Source organism: Streptomyces sp. YJ-C3 (genome assembly GCF_053891275.1).
Map to the genome: position 1 here is coordinate 8,621,993 of NZ_CM132685.1, position 23,399 is coordinate 8,645,391.

At 72.6% G+C, this 23,399-nt stretch carries 23 protein-coding genes; 17 read left to right on the top strand and 6 right to left on the bottom strand.

All coding sequences use genetic code 11. The features are described 5' to 3' along the window. Positions 1-133: 133 nt before the first annotated feature. The 3 genes from ACVHNB_RS39125 to ACVHNB_RS39135 are packed head-to-tail and all read right to left on the bottom strand — an operon-like array spanning position 134 to position 2,481. Positions 134-1,351 carry a hypothetical protein gene (locus ACVHNB_RS39125; RefSeq protein WP_456226995.1) on the bottom strand — a complete coding sequence of 406 codons (1,218 nt, stop codon included), beginning with the start codon at positions 1,349-1,351 and terminating at the stop codon, positions 134-136. A gap of 5 nt (positions 1,352-1,356) precedes the next feature. After that, entirely contained in the window at positions 1,357-1,611 is a 255-nt protein-coding gene (locus ACVHNB_RS39130) for a MoaD/ThiS family protein (RefSeq protein ID WP_428953831.1), read from the bottom strand. A 33-nt stretch (positions 1,612-1,644) separates the two neighbouring features. Continuing rightward, on the bottom strand, positions 1,645-2,481 hold the full coding sequence (locus ACVHNB_RS39135) for an alpha/beta hydrolase (protein WP_456226996.1): 837 nt from the start codon (positions 2,479-2,481) through the stop codon (positions 1,645-1,647). A gap of 232 nt (positions 2,482-2,713) precedes the next feature. On the opposite strand from ACVHNB_RS39135, the gene ACVHNB_RS39140 reads away from it, so the two are divergent. Both ACVHNB_RS39140 and ACVHNB_RS39145 read left to right on the top strand, forming a co-directional pair. Beyond that, a complete protein-coding gene (locus ACVHNB_RS39140) occupies positions 2,714-3,508 on the top strand; it encodes a winged helix-turn-helix transcriptional regulator (protein WP_456226997.1) in 795 nt (264 codons plus the stop codon). A gap of 53 nt (positions 3,509-3,561) precedes the next feature. Then, positions 3,562-4,584 (top strand): LacI family DNA-binding transcriptional regulator, encoded by a 1,023-nt coding sequence (locus tag ACVHNB_RS39145; protein ID WP_428953828.1) that lies wholly within the window; start codon positions 3,562-3,564, stop codon positions 4,582-4,584. 42 nt (positions 4,585-4,626) lie between these two features. On the opposite strand, the gene ACVHNB_RS39150 is transcribed toward ACVHNB_RS39145, so the two are convergent. Further along, positions 4,627-6,381: a trypsin-like serine protease gene (locus ACVHNB_RS39150; protein ID WP_428953827.1), complete on the bottom strand. Its 1,755-nt coding sequence runs from the start codon at positions 6,379-6,381 to the stop codon at positions 4,627-4,629. 234 nt (positions 6,382-6,615) lie between these two features. Between ACVHNB_RS39150 and ACVHNB_RS39155 the strand changes: the two genes are divergently transcribed. The 4 genes from ACVHNB_RS39155 to ACVHNB_RS39170 are packed head-to-tail and all read left to right on the top strand — an operon-like array spanning position 6,616 to position 10,217. Continuing rightward, complete coding sequence (locus ACVHNB_RS39155; protein ID WP_428953826.1) at positions 6,616-7,788, top strand: S1C family serine protease; 1,173 nt, start codon at positions 6,616-6,618, stop codon at positions 7,786-7,788. Positions 7,789-7,814: 26 nt separating this feature from the next. Further along, positions 7,815-8,000, top strand: a complete 186-nt coding sequence (locus ACVHNB_RS39160; protein ID WP_428953825.1) for a hypothetical protein — start codon at positions 7,815-7,817, stop codon at positions 7,998-8,000. 40 nt (positions 8,001-8,040) lie between these two features. Then, positions 8,041-8,778, top strand: a complete 738-nt coding sequence (locus ACVHNB_RS39165) for a response regulator transcription factor (protein ID WP_428953824.1) — start codon at positions 8,041-8,043, stop codon at positions 8,776-8,778. Beyond that, a complete protein-coding gene (locus tag ACVHNB_RS39170; protein WP_456226998.1) occupies positions 8,775-10,217 on the top strand; it encodes a HAMP domain-containing sensor histidine kinase in 1,443 nt (480 codons plus the stop codon). Before ACVHNB_RS39165 ends, ACVHNB_RS39170 begins: the two co-directional genes overlap by 4 nt. Positions 10,218-10,226: 9 nt before the next feature. Here the strand turns inward: ACVHNB_RS39170 and ACVHNB_RS39175 are convergent, their stop codons facing one another. After that, positions 10,227-11,480, bottom strand: a complete 1,254-nt coding sequence (locus ACVHNB_RS39175; protein ID WP_428953822.1) for an LmeA family phospholipid-binding protein — start codon at positions 11,478-11,480, stop codon at positions 10,227-10,229. Between the two features lie 105 nt (positions 11,481-11,585). Between ACVHNB_RS39175 and ACVHNB_RS39180 the strand changes: the two genes are divergently transcribed. Then, positions 11,586-12,053, top strand: coding sequence for a hypothetical protein (locus ACVHNB_RS39180; protein WP_456226999.1), 468 nt, complete (start codon positions 11,586-11,588; stop codon positions 12,051-12,053). Here the strand turns inward: ACVHNB_RS39180 and ACVHNB_RS39185 are convergent. After that, on the bottom strand, positions 11,978-13,789 hold the full coding sequence (locus ACVHNB_RS39185) for a bifunctional metallophosphatase/5'-nucleotidase (RefSeq protein WP_456227000.1): 1,812 nt from the start codon (positions 13,787-13,789) through the stop codon (positions 11,978-11,980). The genes ACVHNB_RS39180 and ACVHNB_RS39185 overlap by 76 nt on opposite strands. A 185-nt stretch (positions 13,790-13,974) precedes the next feature. Here ACVHNB_RS39185 and mshD point away from each other — a divergent pair, with 185 nt between their 5' ends. The 10 genes from mshD to ACVHNB_RS39235 all read left to right on the top strand — a co-directional run bounded on the left by mshD (position 13,975) and on the right by ACVHNB_RS39235 (position 23,267). Continuing rightward, a complete protein-coding gene (gene mshD / locus ACVHNB_RS39190) occupies positions 13,975-14,910 on the top strand; it encodes a mycothiol synthase (protein ID WP_456227001.1) in 936 nt (311 codons plus the stop codon). A 148-nt stretch (positions 14,911-15,058) separates the two neighbouring features. Next, on the top strand, positions 15,059-15,454 hold the full coding sequence (locus ACVHNB_RS39195; RefSeq protein ID WP_428957624.1) for a GntR family transcriptional regulator: 396 nt from the start codon (positions 15,059-15,061) through the stop codon (positions 15,452-15,454). Beyond that, complete coding sequence (locus ACVHNB_RS39200; protein ID WP_456227002.1) at positions 15,451-16,347, top strand: ABC transporter ATP-binding protein; 897 nt, start codon at positions 15,451-15,453, stop codon at positions 16,345-16,347. Before ACVHNB_RS39195 ends, ACVHNB_RS39200 begins: the two co-directional genes overlap by 4 nt. After that, complete coding sequence (locus ACVHNB_RS39205) at positions 16,344-17,327, top strand: hypothetical protein (RefSeq protein WP_456227003.1); 984 nt, start codon at positions 16,344-16,346, stop codon at positions 17,325-17,327. The genes ACVHNB_RS39200 and ACVHNB_RS39205 overlap by 4 nt, the downstream gene beginning before the upstream one ends. Next, a complete protein-coding gene (locus tag ACVHNB_RS39210; RefSeq protein WP_456227004.1) occupies positions 17,324-18,268 on the top strand; it encodes an ABC transporter permease in 945 nt (314 codons plus the stop codon). Before ACVHNB_RS39205 ends, ACVHNB_RS39210 begins: the two co-directional genes overlap by 4 nt. Continuing rightward, positions 18,265-18,429 (top strand): hypothetical protein, encoded by a 165-nt coding sequence (locus ACVHNB_RS39215; protein WP_456227005.1) that lies wholly within the window; start codon positions 18,265-18,267, stop codon positions 18,427-18,429. Before ACVHNB_RS39210 ends, ACVHNB_RS39215 begins: the two co-directional genes overlap by 4 nt. After that, entirely contained in the window at positions 18,426-19,400 is a 975-nt protein-coding gene (locus ACVHNB_RS39220; protein ID WP_456227006.1) for a hypothetical protein, read from the top strand. Before ACVHNB_RS39215 ends, ACVHNB_RS39220 begins: the two co-directional genes overlap by 4 nt. Before the next feature lie 99 nt (positions 19,401-19,499). Beyond that, positions 19,500-21,911, top strand: coding sequence for an RNA degradosome polyphosphate kinase (locus ACVHNB_RS39225; protein ID WP_428953812.1), 2,412 nt, complete (start codon positions 19,500-19,502; stop codon positions 21,909-21,911). Beyond that, positions 21,892-22,839, top strand: coding sequence for a CHAD domain-containing protein (locus tag ACVHNB_RS39230; RefSeq protein WP_428953811.1), 948 nt, complete (start codon positions 21,892-21,894; stop codon positions 22,837-22,839). The genes ACVHNB_RS39225 and ACVHNB_RS39230 overlap by 20 nt, the downstream gene beginning before the upstream one ends. Beyond that, positions 22,836-23,267 (top strand): NUDIX hydrolase, encoded by a 432-nt coding sequence (locus ACVHNB_RS39235; RefSeq protein ID WP_428953810.1) that lies wholly within the window; start codon positions 22,836-22,838, stop codon positions 23,265-23,267. The genes ACVHNB_RS39230 and ACVHNB_RS39235 overlap by 4 nt, the downstream gene beginning before the upstream one ends. Positions 23,268-23,399: the final 132 nt, after the last annotated feature.

The following is a 23,399-nucleotide window of genomic DNA, read 5'->3' on the forward strand; positions in this document are numbered from 1 at the left end:
CGGGCGGGGTTGTTCCCAAGTTGTCGATCAGTGCGGCGCCGTCGTGGCTGCTCGCGCAGTTCCCCGCGCCCCTGAGAGGCGCACCGCGCGACCAGCCCCCACGCACCCGCAGCCGAACAGGAACAGGCCCGGGTCAGCCCAGGGCCCGGCCCAGCAGATAGACAGCCGGTGCCGCCGCGGCGAGCGGAAGCGCGACGCCCGCCGTCATGTGCACGAACCGCGACGGATAGTCGTACGACGCGACCCGGTGCCCGATCAGCGCGCAGACACCCGCCCCGAGACCGAGCAGCGCCCCGCCCGGACCGAGATCCGTGAGGCCGCCGAAGGCGATGCCCGCCCCGGCGGCCGCGAGCAGCGCGACCACGACGGACGCGGGGGTCGGCAGCGGCAGCGCGCGGGCCAGGACCGCGACGGCCACGGCGGCCGCGCCGACGGTGACCGCGTCCGGCTCGGCCGCCAGATGGCCGGTCGCCACGATGGCCAGCGCGGCCGAGGTGACGGTCGCCATCAGCCCGTACATCCGCTCGTCCGGGTCGGCGTGCGAACGCAGCTGGAGGACGAGGGTGAGCAGGACCCAGACGCCGAGCGTGCCCAGGATCGCGGCGGGCCCGTGCTCGCGGCCGGCCGCGAGCAGGGCGATGTCGGCGACGACGCCGCCGAGGAAGGCGAGCGCGATGCCCTGCCGGGCGGGCCACATGCCGTTGAGCCGGAACCAGCCCGCGGCCGTGACCGCCTGCAGGAGCAGCAGCGGGACGAGCAGCCCGTACGGGCCGATCGCGGCGCCGCCCGCGAGCAGCAGGCCGAGCGCGGCGGTGAGCGCGGCCGGCTGGATGCCCGGCTCGATGATCGGGGAGCGGCCCTCGGCGCGGGCGCGCTGGGCGTCGGTGACACGGGAGTTGCCGGTGGTGGTGGCCGGACCGTACGAGGGGCCGTCGGAGCCCGCTGCGCCCTCGGAGCCCGCGGCCTCGGCCGTCACCGGCCGGGGCGCCGGTTCCGGGGCGGGCGTCGTGTCGTACGCCGCCCACTCCTGCTGCTGGGGCGGCAGCGGCCGGCCCTCGGAGCCGTGCTCGTACTCATGGCTCTGCGGCGGCAGATACGGCTGCGGCGCGGGCTGCACCTGCGTGTCCCACGTCTGCGCCTGCCACTGCTGCGTCAGCGGGGCCTCGTCGTACTGCTGTTGCTGCCCGTACTGCTGCTGTCCGTACTGCTGCTGTTGCCCGTACTGCTGCTGTTGCCCGTACTGCTGCCGGCCGTAGGCGTCCTGGCCCTGGCCCTGCTGCCCGTACGGCTGTCCGTACTGGTCGTACTGGTCGTACGAGGGCTGCTGCGGATACTGCTGGTCGTTGCTCATCGGGGTCACCCTCCTGCGAACGGCGGGAGCACCTCGACCGTGCCGCCCTCGGCAAGCCGTACCGTCTCATGACCGCGGGTGCCCACGGGGTTCCCGTCGATCAGGAACGAGGAACGCTGCAGCACCCGCACCAGGTCCCCCGGGTGCCGGGTGCGGGCCGCCGCGAGGGCCGCGGCCAGGGTGTCGGCGTCGTACGGTTCCTCCGCGACGCCGGCGGCCGCCTTGGCCGCCGCCCAGTAGCGGATCGTGCCGTTGGCCATGGTGCGGCTCCTCTCTGAGATCCGGTCGGCGTCCTATTGTGCGGCACCCGCCGCCGCGGCCCACGTCCCGATCCGGTCCAGCAGCGCGTCGCTCGCCGCGTGCTCCGCGTGCCCCATGCCGGGCTCCAGCCACAACTCGGCGCCGGCACCGCCCTGTGAACGGGCCGCTTCGGCCAGCATCCGGGGATGGTCGACGGGAAAGTACGGGTCCCGGTCGCCGTGCACCACGAGCAGCGGCGTCGGCGCGATCAGCGGGACCGACTCGACCGGCGACAGCGGGACCGGGTCCCAGTCGTACGGGTGGATGCGCGTGCGCAGCCCGAGCCGGCCGACCATCCGGCCCGTCGGCCGGGTCACCACCCAGTGCAGCCGCCGCATCGGGGCCGTCCCGCGGTAGAACCACCGCGCCGGAGCACTGACGGCGACGACGGCGTCCGTGCGCGCTTCCGTGCGCCCCCTGTGCGACGCCGCGTGCCGCAGCACCACGGAACCACCCATCGAAAATCCGACCGTCACCACGCGCGCGTGCCCGAGCGAACGCGCCCACTCCACGGCCGCCGCGAGATCGAGCACCTCCCGGTCGCCGACCGTCGAGCGTCCGCCGGACCATCCGTGCCCCCGGAAGGAGAACGTGACCACCGCCGCATGCTGGGCGAACACCGCTGCCGCGCGCCGCACGTGGGGCCGCTCCAGATCGCCGGTGAAGCCGTGCGCGAGCACGATCGCCACGTTGCCGCCGGGCGTCCGGCCCGGGTCGTACGCCGCGTCGATCGCGACCCCGTCCTGTGCCCGCAGCGTCGCGCGCAGTGTTCGTTCAGTGATCGGCCGCACAGAAGATCCGCTCTCTTCACCTGCCGGATCCCAACTCATGTGGGCTATTCTGCTGGGCAGAGGACTCGGGCAATGCAGCCCCCGGGTCCTTTTGTGCTTTCAAGAGCGTTGTATACGAAGGCACCAGGGCCCAGGGCGCGGGCCCGCACAACGCAACAACCGCAGTACGAAGCAGTGCCGCAAACGTCCTCGCAGGGACCGAGGAGGAACCAGACGTTATGGGCGAGCGAAACGTGCACGAACGTATGACGACCCTGGCAGGTGGGGCGCGATGAGTTCTCTGCTGCTCCTGACCAATGCCCTTCAGCCGTCGACGGAGGTGCTCCCCGCCCTCGGCCTGCTCCTGCACAACGTGCGGGTGGCCCCCGCGGAGGGCCCGGCCCTCGTCGACACCCCGGGCGCCGATGTCATCCTCATCGACGGCCGCCGCGACCTCCCGCAGGTCCGCAGCCTCTGTCAGCTGCTCCGCTCCACCGGGCCCGGCTGTCCGCTGGTGCTCGTCGTGACCGAGGGCGGCCTCGCCGCCGTCACCGCCGACTGGGGCATCGACGACGTCCTCCTCGACACGGCCGGACCGGCCGAGGTCGAGGCCCGGCTGCGGCTCGCGATGGGCCGCCAGCAGATCGTCGCCGACGACTCCCCCATGGAGATCCGCAACGGCGACCTGTCGGTCGACGAGGCAACGTACAGCGCGAAGCTCAAGGGCCGGGTCCTCGACCTGACCTTCAAGGAGTTCGAACTCCTCAAGTACCTGGCACAGCACCCGGGCCGCGTCTTCACCCGCGCCCAGCTGCTCCAGGAGGTCTGGGGCTACGACTACTTCGGCGGCACCCGGACCGTGGACGTGCACGTCCGACGGCTGCGCGCCAAGCTCGGCCCCGAGCACGAGTCGCTCATCGGCACCGTGCGCAACGTCGGCTACCGCTTCGTCACCCCGGAGAAGCCGGAGAAGAGCGCCGAGAAGAGCGCCCGGCCGGGCGATAAGGCACCGCAGTCCGACACCAAGACGGACGAAGCGGACACCCCCGCGCCGGTGCGTGCGGAGGCGGTCACGGCGGAGCCCTAGGAAGGGCCTTTACGCCCTGCCCACAAGCAGGTCCATCCGCGTAGACTCCGCGCGTGGCCAAGGTGACTCGGGACGACGTTGCGCGACTGGCGGGTACTTCTACCGCCGTCGTGTCCTACGTGATCAACAACGGACCCCGGCCGGTCGCCCCGGCCACGCGCGAGCGCGTTCTCGCCGCGATCAAGGAGCTGGGGTACCGGCCCGACCGTGTCGCCCAGGCGATGGCCTCGCGCCGCACGGACCTCATAGGAATGATCGTCCCGGACTCGCGCCAGCCGTTCTTCGCGGAGATGGCGCACGCCGTGGAACAGGCCGCGTCCGAGCGCGGGAAGATGGTCCTCGTCGGCAACTCCGACTACGTGAGCGACCGCGAGGTCCACTATCTGCGCGCGTTCCTCGGCATGCGGGTCTCCGGTCTGATCCTGGTCAGTCACGGGCTCAACGACCTGGCGGCGACCGAGATCGAGGCCTGGGACGCGCGCGTCGTGCTGCTGCACGAGCGGCCCGAGGCGATCGACGACGTCGCGGTGGTGACGGACGACCTCGGCGGCGCCCAGCTCGCCACCCGGCACCTGCTGGAGCACGGCTACGCGTACGTCGCCTGCCTCGGCGGCACCGCCGACACCCCGTCCGTCGGCGACCCGGTCTCCGACCACGTCGAGGGCTGGCGCCGCGCGATGCAGGAAGCGGGCCGCGACACCGAGGGCCGGCTGTTCGAGGCGCCCTACAACCGCTACGACGCGTACAAGGTGGCGCTCGACCTGCTGGCCGGGCCGCACCGGCCGCCCGCGATCTTCTGCTCCACCGACGACCAGGCCATCGGTGTGCTGCGGGCCGCGCGCGAGCTGCGCATCGACGTGCCGGGCGAGCTGGCCGTGGCCGGGTTCGACGACGTGAAGGAGGCGGGTCTCACCGATCCGCCGCTGACCACCGTCGCCTCGGACCGCTCGGCGATGGCGCGGGCCGCGGTCGACCTGGTGCTCGACGACTCGCTGCGGGTCGCGGGGTCGCGGCGCGAGCGGATGAAGCTGTTCCCGTCCCGGCTGGTCGTCCGCCAGTCCTGCGGCTGCGCGTGAGCCCGCGGGCCGGCACGCGCCGGCCCGCGGACCCCGGGGAGATCAGAACAGCAGGTTGTACTGGTTGAAGCCGGTGCCCAGGCTCCTGCGGGATGCGAAGAGGTCGCTGGACGCCTTGTTGGTGCCGGCGTACAGCCAGAGCGTGCCGCCCGAGTCGCGGGCCATGACGTCGGCGATGCCGTCGCCGGTCACGTCGCCGTCGGTCACGTACGACGTGAAGTTCCAGCCGGTACGGGCCTGGATGCGGGCCGCGAACGGGGTGTGCTCGACCTGCGTGCCCCGGTACAGGTACAGGACGCCGGAGCCGTTGCGGACCAGCAGGTCGGCCTTGCCGTCGCCGGTCAGGTCGCCGCGGCCGAAGACCTTGACGCCCTTCCATGCCTTGTCGACGACCTTGACCTTGCCGTAGAACTCCCCGTTGCCCTTGCCCGGGTAGAGGTACGTCGAGCCGTCGGTGTCGACCGCGACGAGGTCGGGGCGGGAGTCACCGGTCAGGTCGCCGGGGATGGCGTACGACGTGTAGCCGCCCCACACCGAGGTGACCGGCATCCACGCGAAGTCGCCCGCCGCGTGGTCGAAGTAGCTGCGGTACAGCTTGCCGTCGGCCTTGTCGCGGACGATCAGGTCCTGGTAGAAGTCCCGGTCCAGGTCGGCCTGGAGGATCCAGCTCGCCGTCTGCCAGCCGTTGCCCTGGTAGGCACGCGTCGCCAGCGAGGTGCCCTTGCTGTCCTGCTGGAAGAGGCCGCCGGAGGGCGTGCGGGCGAGCAGGTCGGCGCGGCCGTCGAAGCTCAGGTCCGTGTCGTCGATGCGCGGCTGGGCCGCCCACACGTACGAGGACACCTTGGTGAACACCGGGTAGGCGCCCCGCGCGGTGCAGCCGGCCACACCCCACGAGACGATGCCGACGACCCGGCCGCCGACGATCACCGGGCCGCCGGAGTCGCCGTTGCAGGGACTCGTGGTGCCCTCGTCGGTGCCGGTCGCGGGGGTGCCCGCGCAGAACATCGAGCCCTCGGCGAAGTCGTCCTCGCCGAGCACCGTCTTCATCGCGCTGTCGCAGGTGGCGTCGGCGACCAGCGGCAGGCTCGCCTTGCGCAGGGTCGCCGACAGCTCGGCGCCGTCGGCACCCGAGGTCAGGCCCCAGCCGTAGACGGTGGCCTGGGTACCGGCCTTGTAGGACGCGCTGTCGTTGCTCTGGACGAGCTTCGTCCACTGCTGTTCCAGCGGCCGGTCCAGGGTGAGGACGGCGATGTCGTTCCGGGTCGTCGCGGCGTCGTACTTCGGGTGGTTCCACTGGCGCCAGACACCCGCGACGGTGCCGTTGGTGTCGTCGAGCAGGCCGGTGGCGCCGGCCACGACCGCGCCCTTGGCCGTCCAGTCCAGACCGGCGACGCAGTGGGCGGCGGTGAGGACCTTGTTCGGGGCGACGAGGGTGCCGCCGCAGAAGTAGCCGTCGCCGGTCGCGCTGTCGTAGTACGAGAGCTGGACCATCCACGGCGCCGACGCGATCGACGTCTCGCTGCCGCCGATGACGAACGGCGTCTTCTTCGGCCGGGTCGCGGGGACGGCCTGCGTCCTGGCGGCCTCGACGGCACGGTGGCGCAGTTGGGCGTCGGAGGCGGTGGGCGCCGGGTTCACGGTCCGGGCCACGCTCGCGTCGGGCAGTCCGGGAGGGGTGTCGGCCGCGGTGGCGGGGTGCGCCGCGAAGGCGCCGGCGCCGGTCAGCGCCAGCGCGAGAGCGGCCGTGGGCAGCGCGGTGACGGTGCGTCTCCAGCGGCCGCGTGGGGCAGGTATCACTCAGGGCTCCTGGTGTGGTGATGGTCTCGGAGGCGGGGATCGTAGGCCCCGCGCGGCCCCGCGCACCCGGTGTTCGCACCGGCCCGGAGAGTGTTGGCCCGGCCCCCTCCGCAGCATCACTCGCCCGCAACCCGCCGTTTCCCCGGGCGTCTTTATTTCGGGCAAACAGGGTTCTGCCGGGACTCTCAGGGCACACTCAGGTGACTCTCATGTCCGCGCCACACGCTGGTCCACATGACCGAGACCTTCCGCCGCAGCGGCGAGTACCCCCAGGGCAGCACCTTCGACCAGCCGTCCCACCCGTACTCCGAGAACGCCTCCGCGCAGGGCGCCTACCCGCCCCCGCCGGCCCACGAGCCGGCGCAGCCGCTGAGCGTCGCCCCGGGCACCACGGTGTGGCCGGGCAGCGGCGACGGCGGCCACGGCGACGGCCACACCGCGCAGTTCGCGGCCTACGGCGCCGAGCCGCCGGCCGGCGGCGGGGGCCCGGGGCTCGCCGTGGCCGAGCCCGCGCCGCGCAAGAAGCGGCTGCGCGGCCCGGTCGGGCTGCTCGCGGCCGTGGCGATCGCGGCGGCGGCCGTCGGCGGCGGCACCGCGTACGCCTTCCAGGAGCTGACCGGCTCGGACACCACCGCCTCCAGCGCCACCAGCACCAACGTCGTGCCCAGCAGCCAGAAGGGCACCGTCTCCGGGGTCGCCACGGCGGTCAGCCCGTCGATCGTCGAGGTCAACGCGTCGCTGAGCTCGGGCTCCTCCACCGGCTCCGGCGTGATCCTCACCAGCGACGGCGAGATCCTCACCAACAACCACGTCATCTCCGGCGCCTCCTCGATCAAGGTGCGGACGAGCGACGGCACGTCGTACACCGCCGAGGTCGTCGGCACCGACGCCAAGAAGGACCTGGCGCTCATCAAGTTGCGGAACGCCTCGGGCCTGAAGGCCGCCACGCTCGGCGACTCCTCCGGCGTCAAGGTCGGCGACCAGGTCGTCGCCATCGGCTCCCCCGAGGGCCTGACCGGCACCGTCACCAGCGGCATCGTCTCCGCCCTGAACCGTGACGTCACCGTCTCCACCGACGAGGGCCAGCAGCAACAGCAGCAGGGCGGCGGCAGCGGCCAGTGGCCGTTCGAGTTCGGCGGCCAGGAGTTCAACGGCGACACCGGCTCGTCCACCACGACGTACAAGGCCCTCCAGACCGACGCGTCCCTCAACCCCGGCAACTCCGGCGGCGCCCTCATCGACATGAACGGCAACGTCATCGGCATCAACTCGGCTATGTACTCGGCCGGTTCGGACTCCTCGTCGTCCTCGTCGAGCGCGGGCAGCGTCGGCCTCGGCTTCGCCATCCCGATCAACACCGTCAAGGCCGACCTCGACACGCTGCGCGCCGGCGGCGCCGACAGCTGACCGTCCCCGACCCGGGAGGACCCGTCATGACCACCGTGACCAGCACGAACAGCACCGTTCACCGTCACTCCGAGGCCGCCGGCCCGGCCGACCTCGGCCTCGCCCTCACCGTCGCCTCGGCGCTGCACCCGCCCGTCACGCGCGCGCCCGAAGTGGTGCCGACGGCGAAGCGCCGCGCCGCACGCGGCCGCCGCGCGGCCGTGCGAGGCTGAGAACCGCCCGCCCGTACCGATCCGTTAGGAAGCGCAGCCCATGAGCCCCGCCGAAGGCGACCGCGACGCCCAGCACCGCATCCTCATCGTGGACGACGAGCCCGCGGTGCGCGAGGCCCTCCAGCGCTCCCTCGCCTTCGAGGGCTACGCCACCGAGGTCGCCGTCGACGGCGCCGACGCGCTGGAGAAGGCCGCCGCGTACCAGCCTGACCTGGTCGTCCTCGACATCCAGATGCCCCGCATGGACGGCCTGACCGCCGCCCGCCGGCTCCGCGCCACCGGCTCCACGACCCCGATCCTGATGCTCACCGCGCGCGACACCGTCGGGGACCGGGTCACCGGGCTCGACGCGGGCGCCGACGACTACCTGGTCAAGCCGTTCGAACTGGACGAGCTGTTCGCGCGGGTCCGGGCGCTGCTGCGGCGCAGCTCCTACGCTGCCGCCGCCGGCTCCGCCGTGGACGACTCCGATGTGCTGTCCTTCGCCGACCTGCGCATGGATCTGGCGACCCGTGAGGTGACCCGGGGCGACCGTACGGTCGAGCTGACCCGTACCGAGTTCACGCTCCTCGAGATGTTCCTGGCCCACCCGCGCCAGGTCCTCACCCGCGAACAGATCCTGAAGGCCGTGTGGGGCTTCGACTTCGAGCCGTCGTCCAACTCCCTGGACGTGTACGTGATGTACCTCCGGCGGAAGACCGAGAGCGGGGGCGAGCCGCGGCTCGTTCATACGGTGCGGGGTGTGGGGTACGTGCTGCGGTCCGGCGGCGCGGAGTGAGCGCAGTGCTTCGCCGGTTGCGGGGGTTGCCGTTGCGGTCGCGGCTGGCCGTACTGACCGCGGCTGCCGTGGCGTTCGCCGTCGCGGCGGTGGCGGTGACCTGCTGGTTCATCGTGCGGGGCCAGCTGTACCGGCAGGTCGACGATGACCTGCGCGACTCCGTCAGCAACATCTCGCCCTCGGACTACGCCACGGTCGTCGCCACCTGTTCGCCGTCGCCCTCGACGGACAACCGGCCGCGCCCGGCCCAGATCTACTACGTCCAGGTCGTCAAGAGCGACGGCACCGTGTGCGTGTGGCCCAACTCCGTCGGCAGCGTGAAGACGACCGACGGGGACCAGGAGATCGCCGCCAGCAGCGACCCCACCCCGCGGTTCCGCAACGGCACGGCGGGCGACGGCACTTCCGTGCGCGTGATGACCCGGGCAGCCGTCACCGCCGGACCCGTACGCGGCGTGGTCCGGGATCTCGCCATCACCAGCGCGGTGCCGCTCGACGACACCACCCACACCCTCAACCGGCTCGCCCTCGTACTGCTCCTGATCGGCGGCATCGGCGTGATCGGCTCGGGCGCCGCCGGCCTCTGGATCGCCCGTACCGGCCTGCGCCCCGTCGACCAGCTCACCGAGACCGTCGAGCACGTGGCCCGCACCGAGGACCTCACCGTCCGCATCCCTGTCGAGGGCGACGACGAGATCGCCCGGCTGTCCGCCTCGTTCAACTCGATGACGGCCTCGCTGGCGTCGTCCCGCGAGCTCCAGCAGCAGCTGATCGCCGACGCGGGGCACGAGCTGCGCACCCCGCTGACCTCGATGCGGACGAACATCGAACTGCTCACCCGCAGCGAGGAGACGGGCCGCGCCATCCCCCCGGACGACCGCAAGGCGCTGATGGCCTCCGTGAAGGCGCAGATGACCGAACTGGCCGCGCTGATCGGGGACCTGCAGGAGCTGTCGCGCACCGGGCTGGCCGGGAGCGACGGCCCCCTCAAGGTCGTCTCGCTGCACGAGACCGTCCGCACCGCCGTCGAACGCGTCCGGCTGCGCGGCCCCGAGCTGACCCTCGACGCCGAGCTGGCCCCCTGGTACGTACGGGCCGAGCCGGCGGCGCTGGAACGGGCGGTGGTGAACCTGCTCGACAACGCCGTGAAGTTCAGCCCGCCGAAGGGGACCGTCGAGGTCCGGCTGATGCGCGGCACGCTCACCGTGCGGGACCACGGCCCCGGCATCCCCGCCGATGAACTCCCGTACGTCTTCGACCGGTTCTGGCGCTCGCCCACGGCCCGCGCGCTGCCGGGGTCGGGGCTCGGCCTGTCGATCGTGGCCCGCACGGTCGAGGCGAGCGGCGGCGAGGTCGCGCTCGCGGCGGCGGACGGCGGCGGCACGGTCGCCACGCTGAAACTGCCGGGCGCGCCGACCCCGCCGCCGGAGATCCCCTGAGCCGGGGCGTCAGCCGCCGACCTGGAGCCCGGCGCCCGACAGGTCCACGCGGATACCCTCCTTCTCCACGGTCACGTCGCGCAGCCGTACGTACCCGTGGTCGCCCGGCAGCTTCGGCAGCCGGAAGGCGAGGGAGAGCTGGTCGGCGAGCTGCGGCCGGGTGAGCTGGGAGAGGCCGTTGAGCAGCGACGGGTCCAGGCCCAGCTTCTCCAGGAGCCAGGGGTGGTCGATCGCGATGTCGATCAGGTTCATCCCCATCAGACTCTTCACGAAGCGGGGCGTGCCGGTCAGCTCGCTCACCTTCTTGTCGCCGCGCAGCGCCTGGCGGACGGCCGAGTCGGGGACCCCGGCGCGGTGCACGATGGCGGGGATCGACAGCAGCCGCTTGGCCTTGTCGGTCTCCTCGGTGATCCGCCGCACCGACTTGGCGGTCAGGTGCAGGCCCTCGTCGGCGCCCGTGCCGGGCCGGTAGGTGGCGAGGTCGCCGATGTCCAGGCGCATGCCGTCGATGTCGGTGGAGATGCCGGTTCCGCCGAGCCGCCGGATCGTGGCGTCGGCCCGCACCTTCACCTCGTGCCCGGCGACCGGCAGGGTGCCGCGGGCCAGCACCCCGTCGTGGCCGTGGCCGGTGAAGGTGACCTGGGAGGCACCCAGCTCCCGGTTCATGTCGGCGAAGCTGAGCAGCACCTCGCCGTGCATCGCGTCGACGTACGCGCCGCTGACGTCGGTGAGGCCGGAGCCCTCGATGCGTACGTCCTTCGCGGTCGCCTCGACCTTGGCGAGGGTGACGCGGTCCGCGGCGACGTCGGGGACGGTGACCTTCATCTCGTCGACGCGGCGGTCGGCGAGCTGGGTGAGGAAGGGGAAACCGCCGATCTCGACCTCGGGGGCCGCCGTCAGCTTCAGCTCCTTCTTGAGCTGCTGGGCGGCGCGGTGCTCCGTGTAGAGGACGGCCCAGCGGTCGGCGAGGGTGAGGAACGCGGCGAGGACGAGGACCCCGACGACGCCCTTGACCACGAGCGGCAGTCCGGCGAAGCGGTTGCGGCGGCGGCTGCCGCGCCGGTGGTTGGGCGGCAGCCAGTCGTCGTCAACGTGGTCGGGCCCGTGCGGGTCCTCGTGCAGGAACTCGTCGAGCGGGTTGTCCGCGAGCGCGGCCAGCTCCTCGTACGGGTTGGCCGTCCGCACGGGCTCCGGTGGAACCGCTGCGTCCGGCCAACCATCGGACGAGGTACGGGCGTTGGATATGCGGTGGGGGGTGCGCATCGGGAGATTCCACCACATACCCCGACCTGTCCCGCAAGCCTTACTCCCAGTAGGCGGGTAAACGTGCTGTTTCGCACGCCTCAGCGTCGCCGCAGCCGCCAGGCCGTGAGCGCCGCGCCCGCCGCCACCAGGAGCGCGGCCGCGAGCGCCGGCCAGGCCACCGAACCGAACCCGGCACCGGTCTGTGCCAGTTCACCGTCCCCGGGCGGGGCCGGCGGCACGGACGGCTGCGGCACACCCGGCGTGGCCGTCGGAGCAGGCGGCGTGACGGTCGGCGTCGGCGGTGTGACCGTCGGCGTCGGAGTCGGTGTCGGAGTCGTGACCGCCCGGTCCGTGTTCACGACCGTACAGGTCACCGCCGCCCCGGCCGCAACCGCCACCTTCCCGTCGGTCACCGGCACCGCGCCGCTGGAGGACTCGCATGCCCAGTCCCCCGCGTCATATGCCCCCGGCTCTTCCGGGCCGCCCGACTCGACGACGAGCGTGCCCGCGGACGGTCACTTCACGATCGTGATCCGGTCCGCCTTCGGCGGCTCGATCGGGTCCGCCGCCGACGAATTGGCGGTCAGGTAGTCGTTGAACGCCTTCAGGTCGTCCGCGCCGACCAGCGGGTTCTTGCCCTGCCCGAGCGCCGTGAAGCCGTCGCCGCCGCCCGCGAGGAAGGAGTTCATCGCGACGCGGTAGGTGGCGGCCGGGTCGATCGCGGCCCCGTCCAGCCTGATCGAGTCGACGACGACCCGGGCCGCGCCCGCCTTCGTCATGTCGAGCGTGTACGTGAGCCCGGCCGACGGCTGCAGGATCTTCGGCGAGGCCTCGTTCGGACCGCTGACCTGCTGCTGCAGCGCCTGGATCAGCTGCGCGCCGGTGAGGTCGACGAGATTGACCGTGTTGCTGAACGGCTGCACGGTGAACGCCTCGCCGTACGTCACGACCCCGTCGCCCTCGCTGCCGCTCGCCTTGAACACCAGGTCGGAGCGGACCCCGCCCGGGTTCATCAGAGCCAGACCCGCCTTGGGGTCGAGGGACTTGGCGTGCGCGAGCTGCGCGTCCGCGATCAGGTCGCCGAGCGGCTCCTCGGGCGTACCGGCGCCACGGCCCGGGATGTCCGCGGAGATGTGACCGACGGCCTGGTTCGCGACGGGCGCGGCGAGCTTGTTCCACCGGCCGATCAGCTCGGTCATGTCGGGCGCCTTGGCCTGGGTGCGGGCCACCACGTGGTTCGCGGACTTCACCGACGTACGGACGATGTCCTTGGTGCGGCGGTCGTAGGTGAGCGTGGTGTCCGTGTAGAGCTTCCCGTACGAGGACGCCGACGTGACCATGCGCGGCTTGCCGGACGGATCGGGGATCGTGCACACGTACGCGTTGTGCGTGTGGCCGGTGACCAGGGCGTCGACCTTCGGCGTGATGCCCTTGGCGATGTCGACGATCGGGCCGGAGACGCCGGCGCCCGCGCCCGGGGAGTCGCAGTCGTAGTTGTACGCGGACGAGGCCGGGGCGCCGCCCTCGTGGATGAGGGCGACGATCGACTTCACGCCCTGCTTGTCGAGGATCTTCGCGTACTTGTTGACCGTCTCGATCTCGTCGTGGAACTTCAGGCCCTTGACGCCGTCGGCGGACACGATGTTCGGCGTGCCCTCCAGCGTGACGCCGATGAAGCCGACCTTCACGCCCTTGTTCTTCCACACCCAGTACGGCTTGAGGACCGGCTTGCCGGTCTTCTCGTCCGTCACGTTGGCCGCGAGGTAGGGGTAGTCCGCGCCCTTGAACGTGCGGCCCTTCTCGTAGCAGCCGTCCTCGGGATGGCAGCCGCCGTTCTGGATGCGCGCCAACTCCGCCGCGCCCTCGTCGAATTCGTGGTTGCCGACGCTGGTGACGTCCAGGTCCAGCTTGTTCATGGCCTCGACGGTCGGCTCGTCGTGGAAGAGGCCGGACAGCAGCGGGCTCGCGCCGATCAGGTCGCCGGCGGCCGCCGTGACGCTGTACGGGTGCCCCTTGCGGGCCGTGCGCAAGGACGTGGCCAGGTACTCGGCGCCGCCCGCGTCGACCTGCTTCGTGGTGCCGTCGGCCTGCTTCTCGGTGACCTGCCCGGACGACCCGGCCGGCGGCTCCAGGTTCCCGTGGAAATCGTTGAACGACAGCAGCTGTACGTCCTGGTAGCGGCCCTGGCCGTGGTGTCCGCCTCCGTGCCGGTCCTGGGCGGCGCCCGCGGGCAGCGCGGCGATCAGCGCACCGGCGGTGGTGAGGGTCGCGACGGCGCCGAGCGCCGCTCTCAGACGGCGACCTGGCCGACGGGTCGTTCCGGGCATGCAATCCCCCCTGGGGTGATCTGCGATGACTTCGACTGCGGCGAAAGCCTAGGGTCAACGCGCGTAGCACAACAGAGGTTTGCGGGTTACGAGCAGGTTGCCGTCCGTCGCCCGGGGCCGCGCCCGGACCGTGCCCCGACCCCGCCGGCCGCTCCCCGCCGGGGTCGCGCCGTACCCTCGTACCCATGACCACCGACCCCGCCTCCGCCAGCGATCCGGCCGCCTCTGGGCGCCAGATCGACACCCTCTCCGCCCTGTCCGACGCGCAGTCCGCCGCCGTGCTCGCGCTGCTGACCGACGCCGCCCGCACCGACGGGCAGCAGGCCGTGTCGGAGCAGGGGCGGCTGCAGCTGCGGGGCGGGGAGCGGGAGGGCGTCCGGCATCTTCTGCTCACCGTCGGCGGCGAGCTGATCGGGTACGCGCAGCTGGAGGACACCGACCCGGTCGAGGCACCGGCCGCCGAGCTGGTCGTGCACCCGGCGCGCCGCGGGCGCGGGCACGGGCGGGCGCTCGGCGCGGCGCTGCTGGCCGCCTCCGGGAAGCGGCTGCGGGTGTGGGCGCACGGCGGGCACGGCGCGGCCCGGCATCTCGCGCAGGTGCTCGGCCTGACCCTGTTCCGTGAACTGCGCCAGATGCGGCGGTCGTTGACCGATCTGGAGCTGCCCGAGCCGGCGCTGCCCGCGGGGGTCCGCATCCGTACGTTCGTCCCCGGCCAGGACGACGCGGCCTGGCTCGCGGTGAACGCGGCGGCGTTCGCGCACCACCCCGAGCAGGGCGCCCTCACCCAGCGCGACCTGGACGACCGCAAGGCCGAGCCGTGGTTCGACCCGGCGGGCTTCTTCCTCGCGTTCAGGAACGACGAGCTGGTCGGCTTCCACTGGACGAAGGTGCACGCCGAGGAGGGGCTCGGCGAGGTGTACGTGGTGGGCGTCGCGCCCGGCAACCAGGGCGGCGGCCTCGGCAAGGCGCTGACCACGACGGGCCTGCGCCACCTGGCCGCGGCCGGGCTGCCGACGGCGATGCTGTACGTCGACGCCGACAACAAGGCGGCGGTGAGCGTGTACGAGCGCCTCGGGTTCAGCACGTTCGAAACGGACCTGATGTATCGCACCGAGTCCTGACCTGCGCTTTTCGCGGGTTCGAGCGGGTCACAGGGGACTTCGGGGACTTCGAGGGGGCGGCGTCGCTTGACGCCGCCCCCTCTCTTGCATCACCCTTTCACTACTTGATTAGTGAAAGGGGGGTACGCCAGTGGGCGAGCGCGAGTACGTGATCGAGTTCCGGATCGACCGCCACAGCGGCGTCGCCACCTACCTCCAGATCGTCCACCAGACCGAGCAGGCCCTGCGCATGGGCATGCTCGAGCCGGGCGACAAGCTGCCCACGGCCCGCGAGGTCGTCGAGGCGACGGCCATCAACCCGAACACCGTGCTCAAGGCGTACCGCGAGCTGGAGCGGGCCGGGCTCGTCGAGGCCCGCCGGGGTCTGGGCACGTTCGTCCGCAGATCCCTCGGATCCGCCCCGGCCGACTCGCCGCTCAAGGCGGAGCTCGACGACTGGACGAGACGGGCGACGGAGGCGGGGCTCGACCGCGAGGACGTGGCGGCCCTGTTCGGCAACGCGTTGGAAGCACACTTCAGCACCACCACCAGGGGGACCCCATGAGCACGGCCATCGAGGCCACCGGCCTCGTCAAGCGGTACGGCCGGCACGGCGCCGCGGCGCTCGACGACTGCTCCTTCCGACTGCCCGAGGGCCGGATCAGCGCCCTCGTCGGGCCCAACGGAGCGGGCAAGTCCACCCTGTTGGCGATCGCCGCGGGCCTGCTGCGGCAGACCTCGGGCCGGATCGACGTCCTGGGCGGCGCGCCCGGCGAGACCCGCGCCAAGGTCGCCTACCTCTCGCAGGACAAGCCCCTGCACCCCCAGCTGTCCGTCGCGGACACGCTGCGCCTGGGCGCCGAGCTGAACCCAGGCCGGTGGGACGCGGCGTACGCGGCGAAGATCGTCGAGCAGGGGGACCTCTCCCCCACGGCGCGGGTCCGCTCGCTCTCCGGCGGCCAGCGCACCCGCGTCGCCCTCGCCCTGGCCCTCGGCAAGCGGCCCGAGCTGATGCTCCTGGACGAGCCGATGGCCGACCTGGACCCGCTCGCCCGGCACGAGCTGATGGGCACCCTGATGGCGGACGCCGCCGAGCACGGCACGACCGTGCTGATGTCCTCGCACATCGTGGCCGAGCTCGCCGACGCCTGCGACCACCTGCTGCTCCTGGGCGGCGGCCGGATCCGGCTCGGCGGCGGCATCGACGACCTGCTCGGCGCGCACAGCCTGGTCACCGGCCGCGGCGATCTGTCCGGCCACACGGTCGTCGAGTCCCGCGCCTCGGGCCGCGGCACCACCGCCCTGATCCGCCGCGACGGCCCGCTCGACGACGGCTGGCAGGTCCAGGAGCCCTCCCTGGAGGAGCTGCTGCTGGCCCATCTGCGCGCCCCCGATGCCCCGGCCCTCGTCACCCCGGGCACCTCCGCCCGCACGTCCGGCACGGCGGTGTCCGCATGAGCGCCCCGACCCTCGACCGGCCCGCCCCGCAGGCCCCGGTGCGGCGCACCCTGCCGGGCGCCGACGGCCTGGTGTGGACCGTGCTGCGGCTGCACCGCACCGCTCTGTGGGTGTGGGTGGCCTACGTCGCGATCAGCCTGGCCCTGCTGCTGTGGCTGTGGGGACCGGGCTCGTCCGCCGCGCAGCAGGCGTTCGACGCGTTCGGGTACGCGGGAGCGCAGGACGACGCCTGGAAGGGCCTGACCGCGGGCATCCCCTTCGTCGGCTCCTTCGACTCCCTCTTCTACGAGCCCGCCTCGCTGATCCGGATCGCCATGGTCGCGATCGCGGTCTTCGCCGCGGGCCCGCTGATCGGGCGTGAACTGGAGTCCGGCACCGCACAGTTGGCGTGGACGCAGTCCGTGTCGCCGGCCCGCTGGCTCGCCGCCAAGCTGGCCGTGCCCGCGGTGTTCCTCACCGTCGGCACCGCTCTGATCGTCGCCCTGTACTGGGTGGTGTGGGACGCGCACAACCATCTGCTCGTCGCCGGCATCGGGCCGCGCTCCTTCGTCTTCTCGACCGGCCCGGCGACCGTCGCGAACGCCCTGTTCGGGCTCGCGCTCGGCGTGCTCGCCGCGCTGGTGCTGCGCCGCACCCTGCCCGCGATCGCGGTGGCCGGGATCGCACAGTTCCTGGCCGGCGCGCTGCGCCTCAACTCCTGGCCGTTCCAGGGGAATCGTCAGCAGCCCGAGCTCCCCGTGCACAGCAAGGCCCTCACGTCCACCGGCGCCGAGGTCCGCGACCCCGGCTGCTATCTGGACCAGAACTGCCTCGACCAGCACCACATCACCGGCTTCACCCGGCACTACCTGCCCTCCCCCGACTTCTGGCCCCGCCAGCTCGCGGAGACCGGCATCCTGCTCGGCCTCACCGCGCTCGCCGTGGTCGCGGCTTTCCTGGTGCTGCGCCGGTTCCAGCCCAAGAAGGGGGCGACCGCATGAGCCTGGCACTGACCCGGCCGACCGGCCTGACCTGGACGGTGCTGCGCCTGCACCGCATCGCCCTGTGGCTGTGGGTCGCCTACGTCGTCGTCGCGGCGGGCGTCCTGGTGTGGCTGTGGGGGCCGGGCACCGCGGGGCTCGACATCACCGGGCACTGCGTGGCGGGCATCGGCAACTCCTGCTCCGCGCACGGCCCGACCGAGAACATGTACTTCCACGCGCTCGACGCCGTCCAGGCGTCCGTGGGCGTCGTCCCCCTGGTCGTCGCGGTGTTCACCGGCGGCGTGCTCATCGGCCGCGAACTGGAGAGCGGCACCGCCCAGTTGGCCTGGACGCAGTCCGTGTCGCCGGCCCGCTGGTTCACCGCGAAGCTGGCGCTGCCCGCCCTGTTCCTCACCGTCGGCACCGGCCTCCTGGTGGTGCTGCGCCACGCGGTCGCCGCGCAGGCCCCGATGCTCCCCGCGAACCAGTGGTACGCGTCGGGCACCTTCGATGTCCTCGGCACGACGGCCGTGGCGCTGCCCCTGCTCGGCCTGGCGTGCGGAGCCCTCGGCGCCTTCTGGCAGCGCAAGGCCCTGTCCGCGGCGGTCTTCTCCGGCGTGCTCCTGCTCCTGATGATCCTGCTCGCGCAGGTGGTGCGCCCGTATCTGTGGCCCGCCGTCACCCGGACAGGCAGCCTCGACAAGGGCTATCCCGGCTTCACCGGCGACGTCCTGGACGAGGGCGCGATCACCGGCTCGGGCGCCCATGTCAAGGACCCCCTGTGCATCGACGACCGCGCCTGCCTCACCGACCACGACATCACCGGCTTCTACACCAAGGGCCACCCGCCGTCGCACTTCTGGCCGCTGCAGCTCATGGAGACGGCCCTGCTGCTCGCCCTGTCCGCTCTCATGGCGGCGGCCGCGTACCGCATCCTGAAGAAGAGAGTCGCCGCATGAACCCGTCGTCCCCCACCCGGCTGCTCGCGAGGCCGCTCGTCCGGCTGACGTCCGCGGCCCTCGCCGCCTCCACGGCACTCCAGTTCTGGACGCAGGGGACGACAGAGCCGACCCCGTCCCCCCGCCCGGAGCAGACCCACGGGAAGAGATCCGGCTCATGACGTACACCCTCCCGGCCCCCGCGCGCGGCCTGCGCCCGGCCGGCACTGTGTGGACGGCGCTGCGCCTGCACCGCACGGCGCTGCGGATCTGGGTGGCGTTCGTGCTCCTCACCGGCATCACCCTGGTGTGGATGTGCGGGCCCGGGGTGGGCGCCGCCCGGCGGTACTACGAGGCGCACTGCACGGGCACGGACGTGTGCGACTCCGCCGGAGCGCTGGGGCGGTACACCCTGCTGACGGATCTCGTCGGCGGGGCGCTCACGGTCGTCCCCTTCGCCGTCGCCGCGTACGCCGCCGCCGTGCTGGTCGGTCGGGAGCTGGAGCGGGGCACGGCCGCCGTGCTGTGGACGCAGTCGGTCACCCCGGCGCGCTGGCTGGCCACGACGCTGGCCGCCCCCGCGGCGCTGATCGTCGCGGGCCTGACCCCGCTCACGGTCCTCAGCCGTTCGGCGTGGGCCGGCTCCCGCGACTTCCTGAACACCGAGTGGTACGAGGACGGTGTCTTCGCCTCCACCGGACTGCTCCCGGTCGCGTACGCCTTCCTCGGCCTCGCCCTGGGCGCGCTCGCGGCCCTGCTGACCCGAAGCTCCCTCAAGGGCACGGCGGGCGCGGTCGCCGCGCTGTTCGCGGTGTCCACCGTCGTCGGGCGCTACCGCGTCAGCCTGTGGCCGACGGTCACCGACACCGGCACCAAGGCACTCAATGTGCCTCCTCAAGCACAGGAGTTGACACACGGCGCGGTCACGTCGGACGGCGCGCGCATCGCGAACGACTGGGCGTGCGTCGACTCCGACCACCCCGCCGACATACGGCGCTGCATGGACCGCTCCGGCCTGAGCGACTTCTGGGCCACGTACCACCCCGCGTCCCACTACTGGCCCCTCCAACTTGCGGAATCGTTCACCGTCCTTACGATGGCCGCGGCCGCCACCGCCGCCGCCTTCTGGCTGTTGAAACGCCGTACCGCCTGACACGGGCCGGGCCCGTGGACGCCGGGGGGCCGCCCGCCCATAGCCCGCACGTCATGTCTCCGTAACCAGCGATTCAGACGGGCTTGCGACCCTCACGGAATGCAGCCCCCCGCGCCCGACCCCTCGAAGGCCCCGCCGGAGCCCGCCCCTCAGGGCAGGCTCCGTCTCGCGCCCGCGCCCTCCGACGTCGTCGACGCGCCCGAGACGCCCTCCGCGCGGAAGAATGGGGCCATGAGCCAGCCGAACGCCGCACAGGACCCGACCGCCCCGGCCCCCTCGGCCCCGCAGCCCCAGCCGTCCGTGGGCTCCCTCGCCGCGCACCGCCCGCATCCCGTGGCGGCCGGCGACTTCGACAGCAAGCTCGCCGGGATCGTCGCCGACATCGACGCGGATCCCGACGACTACGAGGACGAGTACGCGGGACGGGACGGCGCGGAGCTCCCGCAGGGCCGCTTCCTGGACCGCGAGCGCAGCTGGCTGGCGTTCAACGAGCGGGTCCTGGAACTGGCCGAGGACCCGAACACCCCCCTCCTGGAGCGCGCGAACTTCCTGGCGATCTTCGCCTCGAACCTCGACGAGTTCTTCATGGTCCGCGTGGCCGGCCTCAAGCGGCGCATCGCGACCGGCGTCGCCACCCGTTCGGCCTCGGGACTGCAGCCCCGCGAGGTCCTGGAGCTGATCTGGAACCGCTCCCGCGAGCTCATGGCCCGGCACGCCGCCTGCTACCAGGAGGAGGTCGCCCCGGCCCTGGCCGACGAGGGCATCCACGTCGTGCGCTGGAACGAGCTCACGGAGAAGGAACAGGCCCGGCTCTACACGCTGTTCATGCACCAGATCTTCCCGGTCCTGACCCCGCTGGCCGTCGACCCCGCGCACCCGTTCCCGTACATCTCGGGCCTCTCCCTCAACCTCGCGGTCGTGGTGTCGAACCCGGTCTCCGGCCACCGCCACTTCGCCCGCGTCAAGGTGCCGCCGCTGCTGTCCCGCTTCCTGGAGGCCGCCCCGCAGCGCTACGTCCCCATCGAGGACGTCATCGCCGCGCCCCGGCACCTGAGCGAGCTGTTCCCCGGCATGACGATCGAGGAGCACCACATGTTCCGCGTCACGCGGAACGAGGACCTGGAGGTCGAGGAGGACGACGCCGAGAACCTCCTCAAGGCGCTGGAGAAGGAGCTCATGCGGCGCCGCTTCGGTCCGCCGGTGCGCCTGGAGGTCGAGGAGAGCATCGACTCCGAGGTACTCAGCCTGCTGGTACGGGAGTTGAAGATCAGCGAGGCCGAGGTGTACCCGCTGCCCGGCCCCCTCGACCTCACGGGCCTGTTCTCCATAGCGGGCCTGGACCGGCCCGAGCTGAAGTACCCGAAGTTCGTCGCGGGCACCCACCGCGACCTCGCCGAGGTCGAGTCGTCCTCCGCGCCCGACATCTTCGCCGCCCTGCGCAGCCACGACGTGCTGCTGCACCACCCGTACGACAGCTTCTCCACCTCCGTACAGGCCTTCCTGGAACAGGCGGCCAACGACCCGGACGTGCTGGCCATCAAGCAGACGCTGTACCGGACGTCGGGCGACTCGCCGATCGTGGACGCGCTGATAGACGCCGCGGAGTCCGGCAAGCAGGTCCTCGTCCTGGTGGAGATCAAGGCGCGCTTCGACGAGCAGGCCAACATCAAGTGGGCGCGGAAGCTGGAGGAGGCCGGCTGCCATGTCGTCTACGGTCTCGTCGGCCTGAAGACGCACTGCAAGCTGTCGCTCGTCGTCCGGCAGGAGGGCGACCAGCTCGTCCGCTACTCGCACGTCGGCACCGGCAACTACCACCCCAAGACGGCCCGCCTGTACGAGGACCTGGGGCTCCTGACGGCCAACCAGGAAGTCGGGGCCGACCTCTCCGACCTCTTCAACCGGCTGTCCGGGTACTCGCGCCGCGAGACCTACCGCCGTCTCCTCGTCGCCCCCAAGTCCCTGCGCACGGGCCTGGTCACGCGGATCGAGAAGGAGGTCCAGCACCACCGTGCGGGCCGCCCCGCACACGTCCGCATCAAGGTGAACTCGATGGTCGACGAGGCCGTCATCGACGCCCTGTACCGGGCGTCGCAGGCCGGTGTGCCGGTGGACGTGTGGGTGCGCGGCATCTGCGCGGTGCGGCCCGGGGTCGCCGGCCTGTCCGAGAACATCCAGGTCCGCTCGGTGCTCGGCCGCTTCCTGGAGCACTCCCGCGTCTTCGCCTTCGGCAACGGCGGGGAGCCCGAGGTGTGGATCGGCAGCGCCGACATGATGCACCGCAACCTCGACCGCCGCATCGAGGCCCTGGTCCGCGTCGAGGACCCGGCCCACCGCGCGGCCCTCAGCCGGCTGCTCGAAACGGGGATGTCCGACGCCACCGCCTCCTGGCACCTGGGCCCGGACGGCAACTGGACACGGCACGCGCTCGACGCGGACGGACGCCCCCTGCGGAACGTACAGGAGATGCTCATAGACGCCCGGAGGCGCCGGCGTGGCACAGCAACACCTTGAGTCCGGCACGGCGAACGACGTACTGGCGTCCTATCTGCGGGCCCAGGCGACGGAGTTCCTGCGCGCACTGCGCCAGCACCGCGAGAGCGGCGCGGCCGGGGACACGGCGGGCGCGGCCCGCGCCCTGCGCCGCGCCGCCCGCCGCATCAGCGGCACGCTGCACACGTTCCGCCCGCTCCTGGACGCCGAGTGGTCCGACGCCCTGCGCCCCGAACTGGCCTGGCTGTCGGGCACGCTGGCGCAGGAGCACGCGTACGGGGACCGGCTGATCCGCCTGAACGAGGCCCTGCACCGGCTGACCACGTCCGGTACCACACCCGGCGCCGGCCGGCTGCCCCAACAGGCGGGCGGCGGAACCACGTTGACGCTCGGCGCGGCCAAGGCCGCGGCCCTGCTCGACCGCCAGCTGACGCTCGCCAAGACCCGGGCCCACAGCACGGCCCTGCAGAGCCTCGGCTCGTCCCGGTTCCACGCGGTGGCGGACAACGTCGCCGTGCTGGCCAGCGAGGTGCCGCTGTGCGGCGCGGAGACGGAGCTGAAGAAGCTCGCCGTGGCCGCCGAGACCCGGCTCACCGAGGCGGTCGCCGCCCTGCACCACACCGGCCACCCCTACAACGCGGACGCCGACACCCCCTGGCACCACGTACGGCTGCTGCTGCGCCTGCACCGCTACGCCCAGGAGGTCGCCGCGGACCTGCCCTCCACCGACGTACGCCGCCGGGAGGGCGAGGCGGCGCACGCCCTGAACGCGCACCGCGACGCGGCCGAGGCGGCCGGCGCGGCCGCGCACGCGGCCCGCACCCCGCGCATCGCCCCGGCGACGGCCTACGCCCTGGGCGTGCTCCACGCCGACCAGCGCCACCAGGTGGAGGCCGCAAGGATCGCGTTCGGAAAGGCTTGGCAACGAGAGGCGGTGGGAACCCCGTGACCGTGCACGACAACGACGACACGAACACCATCCGCGCGGCGGGCTGCGTCCTGTGGCGCCGCTCCCCCTTCGACGGCGGCCTGGAGATCTGCCTCGTCCACCGCCCCAAGTACGACGACTGGTCGCACCCCAAGGGCAAGCTGAAGCGCGGCGAGGACCCGCTCGTCGGCGCGCTGCGCGAGGTGCGGGAGGAGACCGGGCACGCGTGCGCCCCCGGCGCCACGCTGCCCACGGTCCGCTACGTCGCGAACGGCCGCCCCAAGACGGTCGACTACTGGGCGGCGGAGGTCGGCTCCGGCGGTTTCACGCCGAACCGCGAGGTCGACCGCATCGTCTGGCTGTCGCCGGCCGCGGCCCGCAACCGCCTGACCCAGCCCCGCGACCGCCGGCTCGTGGACGCACTCCTCGACGCGCTGCACCTGGCCTGAGCGGAACCGCGCCCACCGAATGACGTCGGTCGACGACCCGATGTGACCGCGCCGTGACCTAACCACACCGCCCGCTTAGGTTCACCCTCCGTTCACTCACGGCCGTCTGCCGCTTCACCTGATCTGCCTAAT

Bases quoted from the DNA above. Each gene is read 5' to 3' on its own strand.
- ACVHNB_RS39125 (WP_456226995.1), bottom strand. From the start codon at position 1,351: ATGAGCAACGACCAGCAGTATCCGCAGCAGCCCTCGTACGACCAGTAC.
- ACVHNB_RS39205 (WP_456227003.1), top strand. From the start codon at position 16,344: ATGAGCGCCCCGACCCTCGACCGGCCCGCCCCGCAGGCCCCGGTGCGG.
- ACVHNB_RS39220 (WP_456227006.1), top strand. From the start codon at position 18,426: ATGACGTACACCCTCCCGGCCCCCGCGCGCGGCCTGCGCCCGGCCGGC.
- ACVHNB_RS39225 (WP_428953812.1), top strand. From the start codon at position 19,500: ATGCAGCCCCCCGCGCCCGACCCCTCGAAGGCCCCGCCGGAGCCCGCC.
- ACVHNB_RS39210 (WP_456227004.1), top strand. From the start codon at position 17,324: ATGAGCCTGGCACTGACCCGGCCGACCGGCCTGACCTGGACGGTGCTG.
- ACVHNB_RS39200 (WP_456227002.1), top strand. From the start codon at position 15,451: ATGAGCACGGCCATCGAGGCCACCGGCCTCGTCAAGCGGTACGGCCGG.
- ACVHNB_RS39185 (WP_456227000.1), bottom strand. From the start codon at position 13,789: ATGCCCGGAACGACCCGTCGGCCAGGTCGCCGTCTGAGAGCGGCGCTC.
- ACVHNB_RS39155 (WP_428953826.1), top strand. From the start codon at position 6,616: ATGACCGAGACCTTCCGCCGCAGCGGCGAGTACCCCCAGGGCAGCACC.
- ACVHNB_RS39215 (WP_456227005.1), top strand. From the start codon at position 18,265: ATGAACCCGTCGTCCCCCACCCGGCTGCTCGCGAGGCCGCTCGTCCGG.
- ACVHNB_RS39135 (WP_456226996.1), bottom strand. From the start codon at position 2,481: ATGAGTTGGGATCCGGCAGGTGAAGAGAGCGGATCTTCTGTGCGGCCG.
- ACVHNB_RS39160 (WP_428953825.1), top strand. From the start codon at position 7,815: ATGACCACCGTGACCAGCACGAACAGCACCGTTCACCGTCACTCCGAG.
- ACVHNB_RS39140 (WP_456226997.1), top strand. From the start codon at position 2,714: ATGAGTTCTCTGCTGCTCCTGACCAATGCCCTTCAGCCGTCGACGGAG.
- ACVHNB_RS39175 (WP_428953822.1), bottom strand. From the start codon at position 11,480: ATGCGCACCCCCCACCGCATATCCAACGCCCGTACCTCGTCCGATGGT.
- ACVHNB_RS39130 (WP_428953831.1), bottom strand. From the start codon at position 1,611: ATGGCCAACGGCACGATCCGCTACTGGGCGGCGGCCAAGGCGGCCGCC.
- mshD (WP_456227001.1), top strand. From the start codon at position 13,975: ATGACCACCGACCCCGCCTCCGCCAGCGATCCGGCCGCCTCTGGGCGC.
- ACVHNB_RS39165 (WP_428953824.1), top strand. From the start codon at position 8,041: ATGAGCCCCGCCGAAGGCGACCGCGACGCCCAGCACCGCATCCTCATC.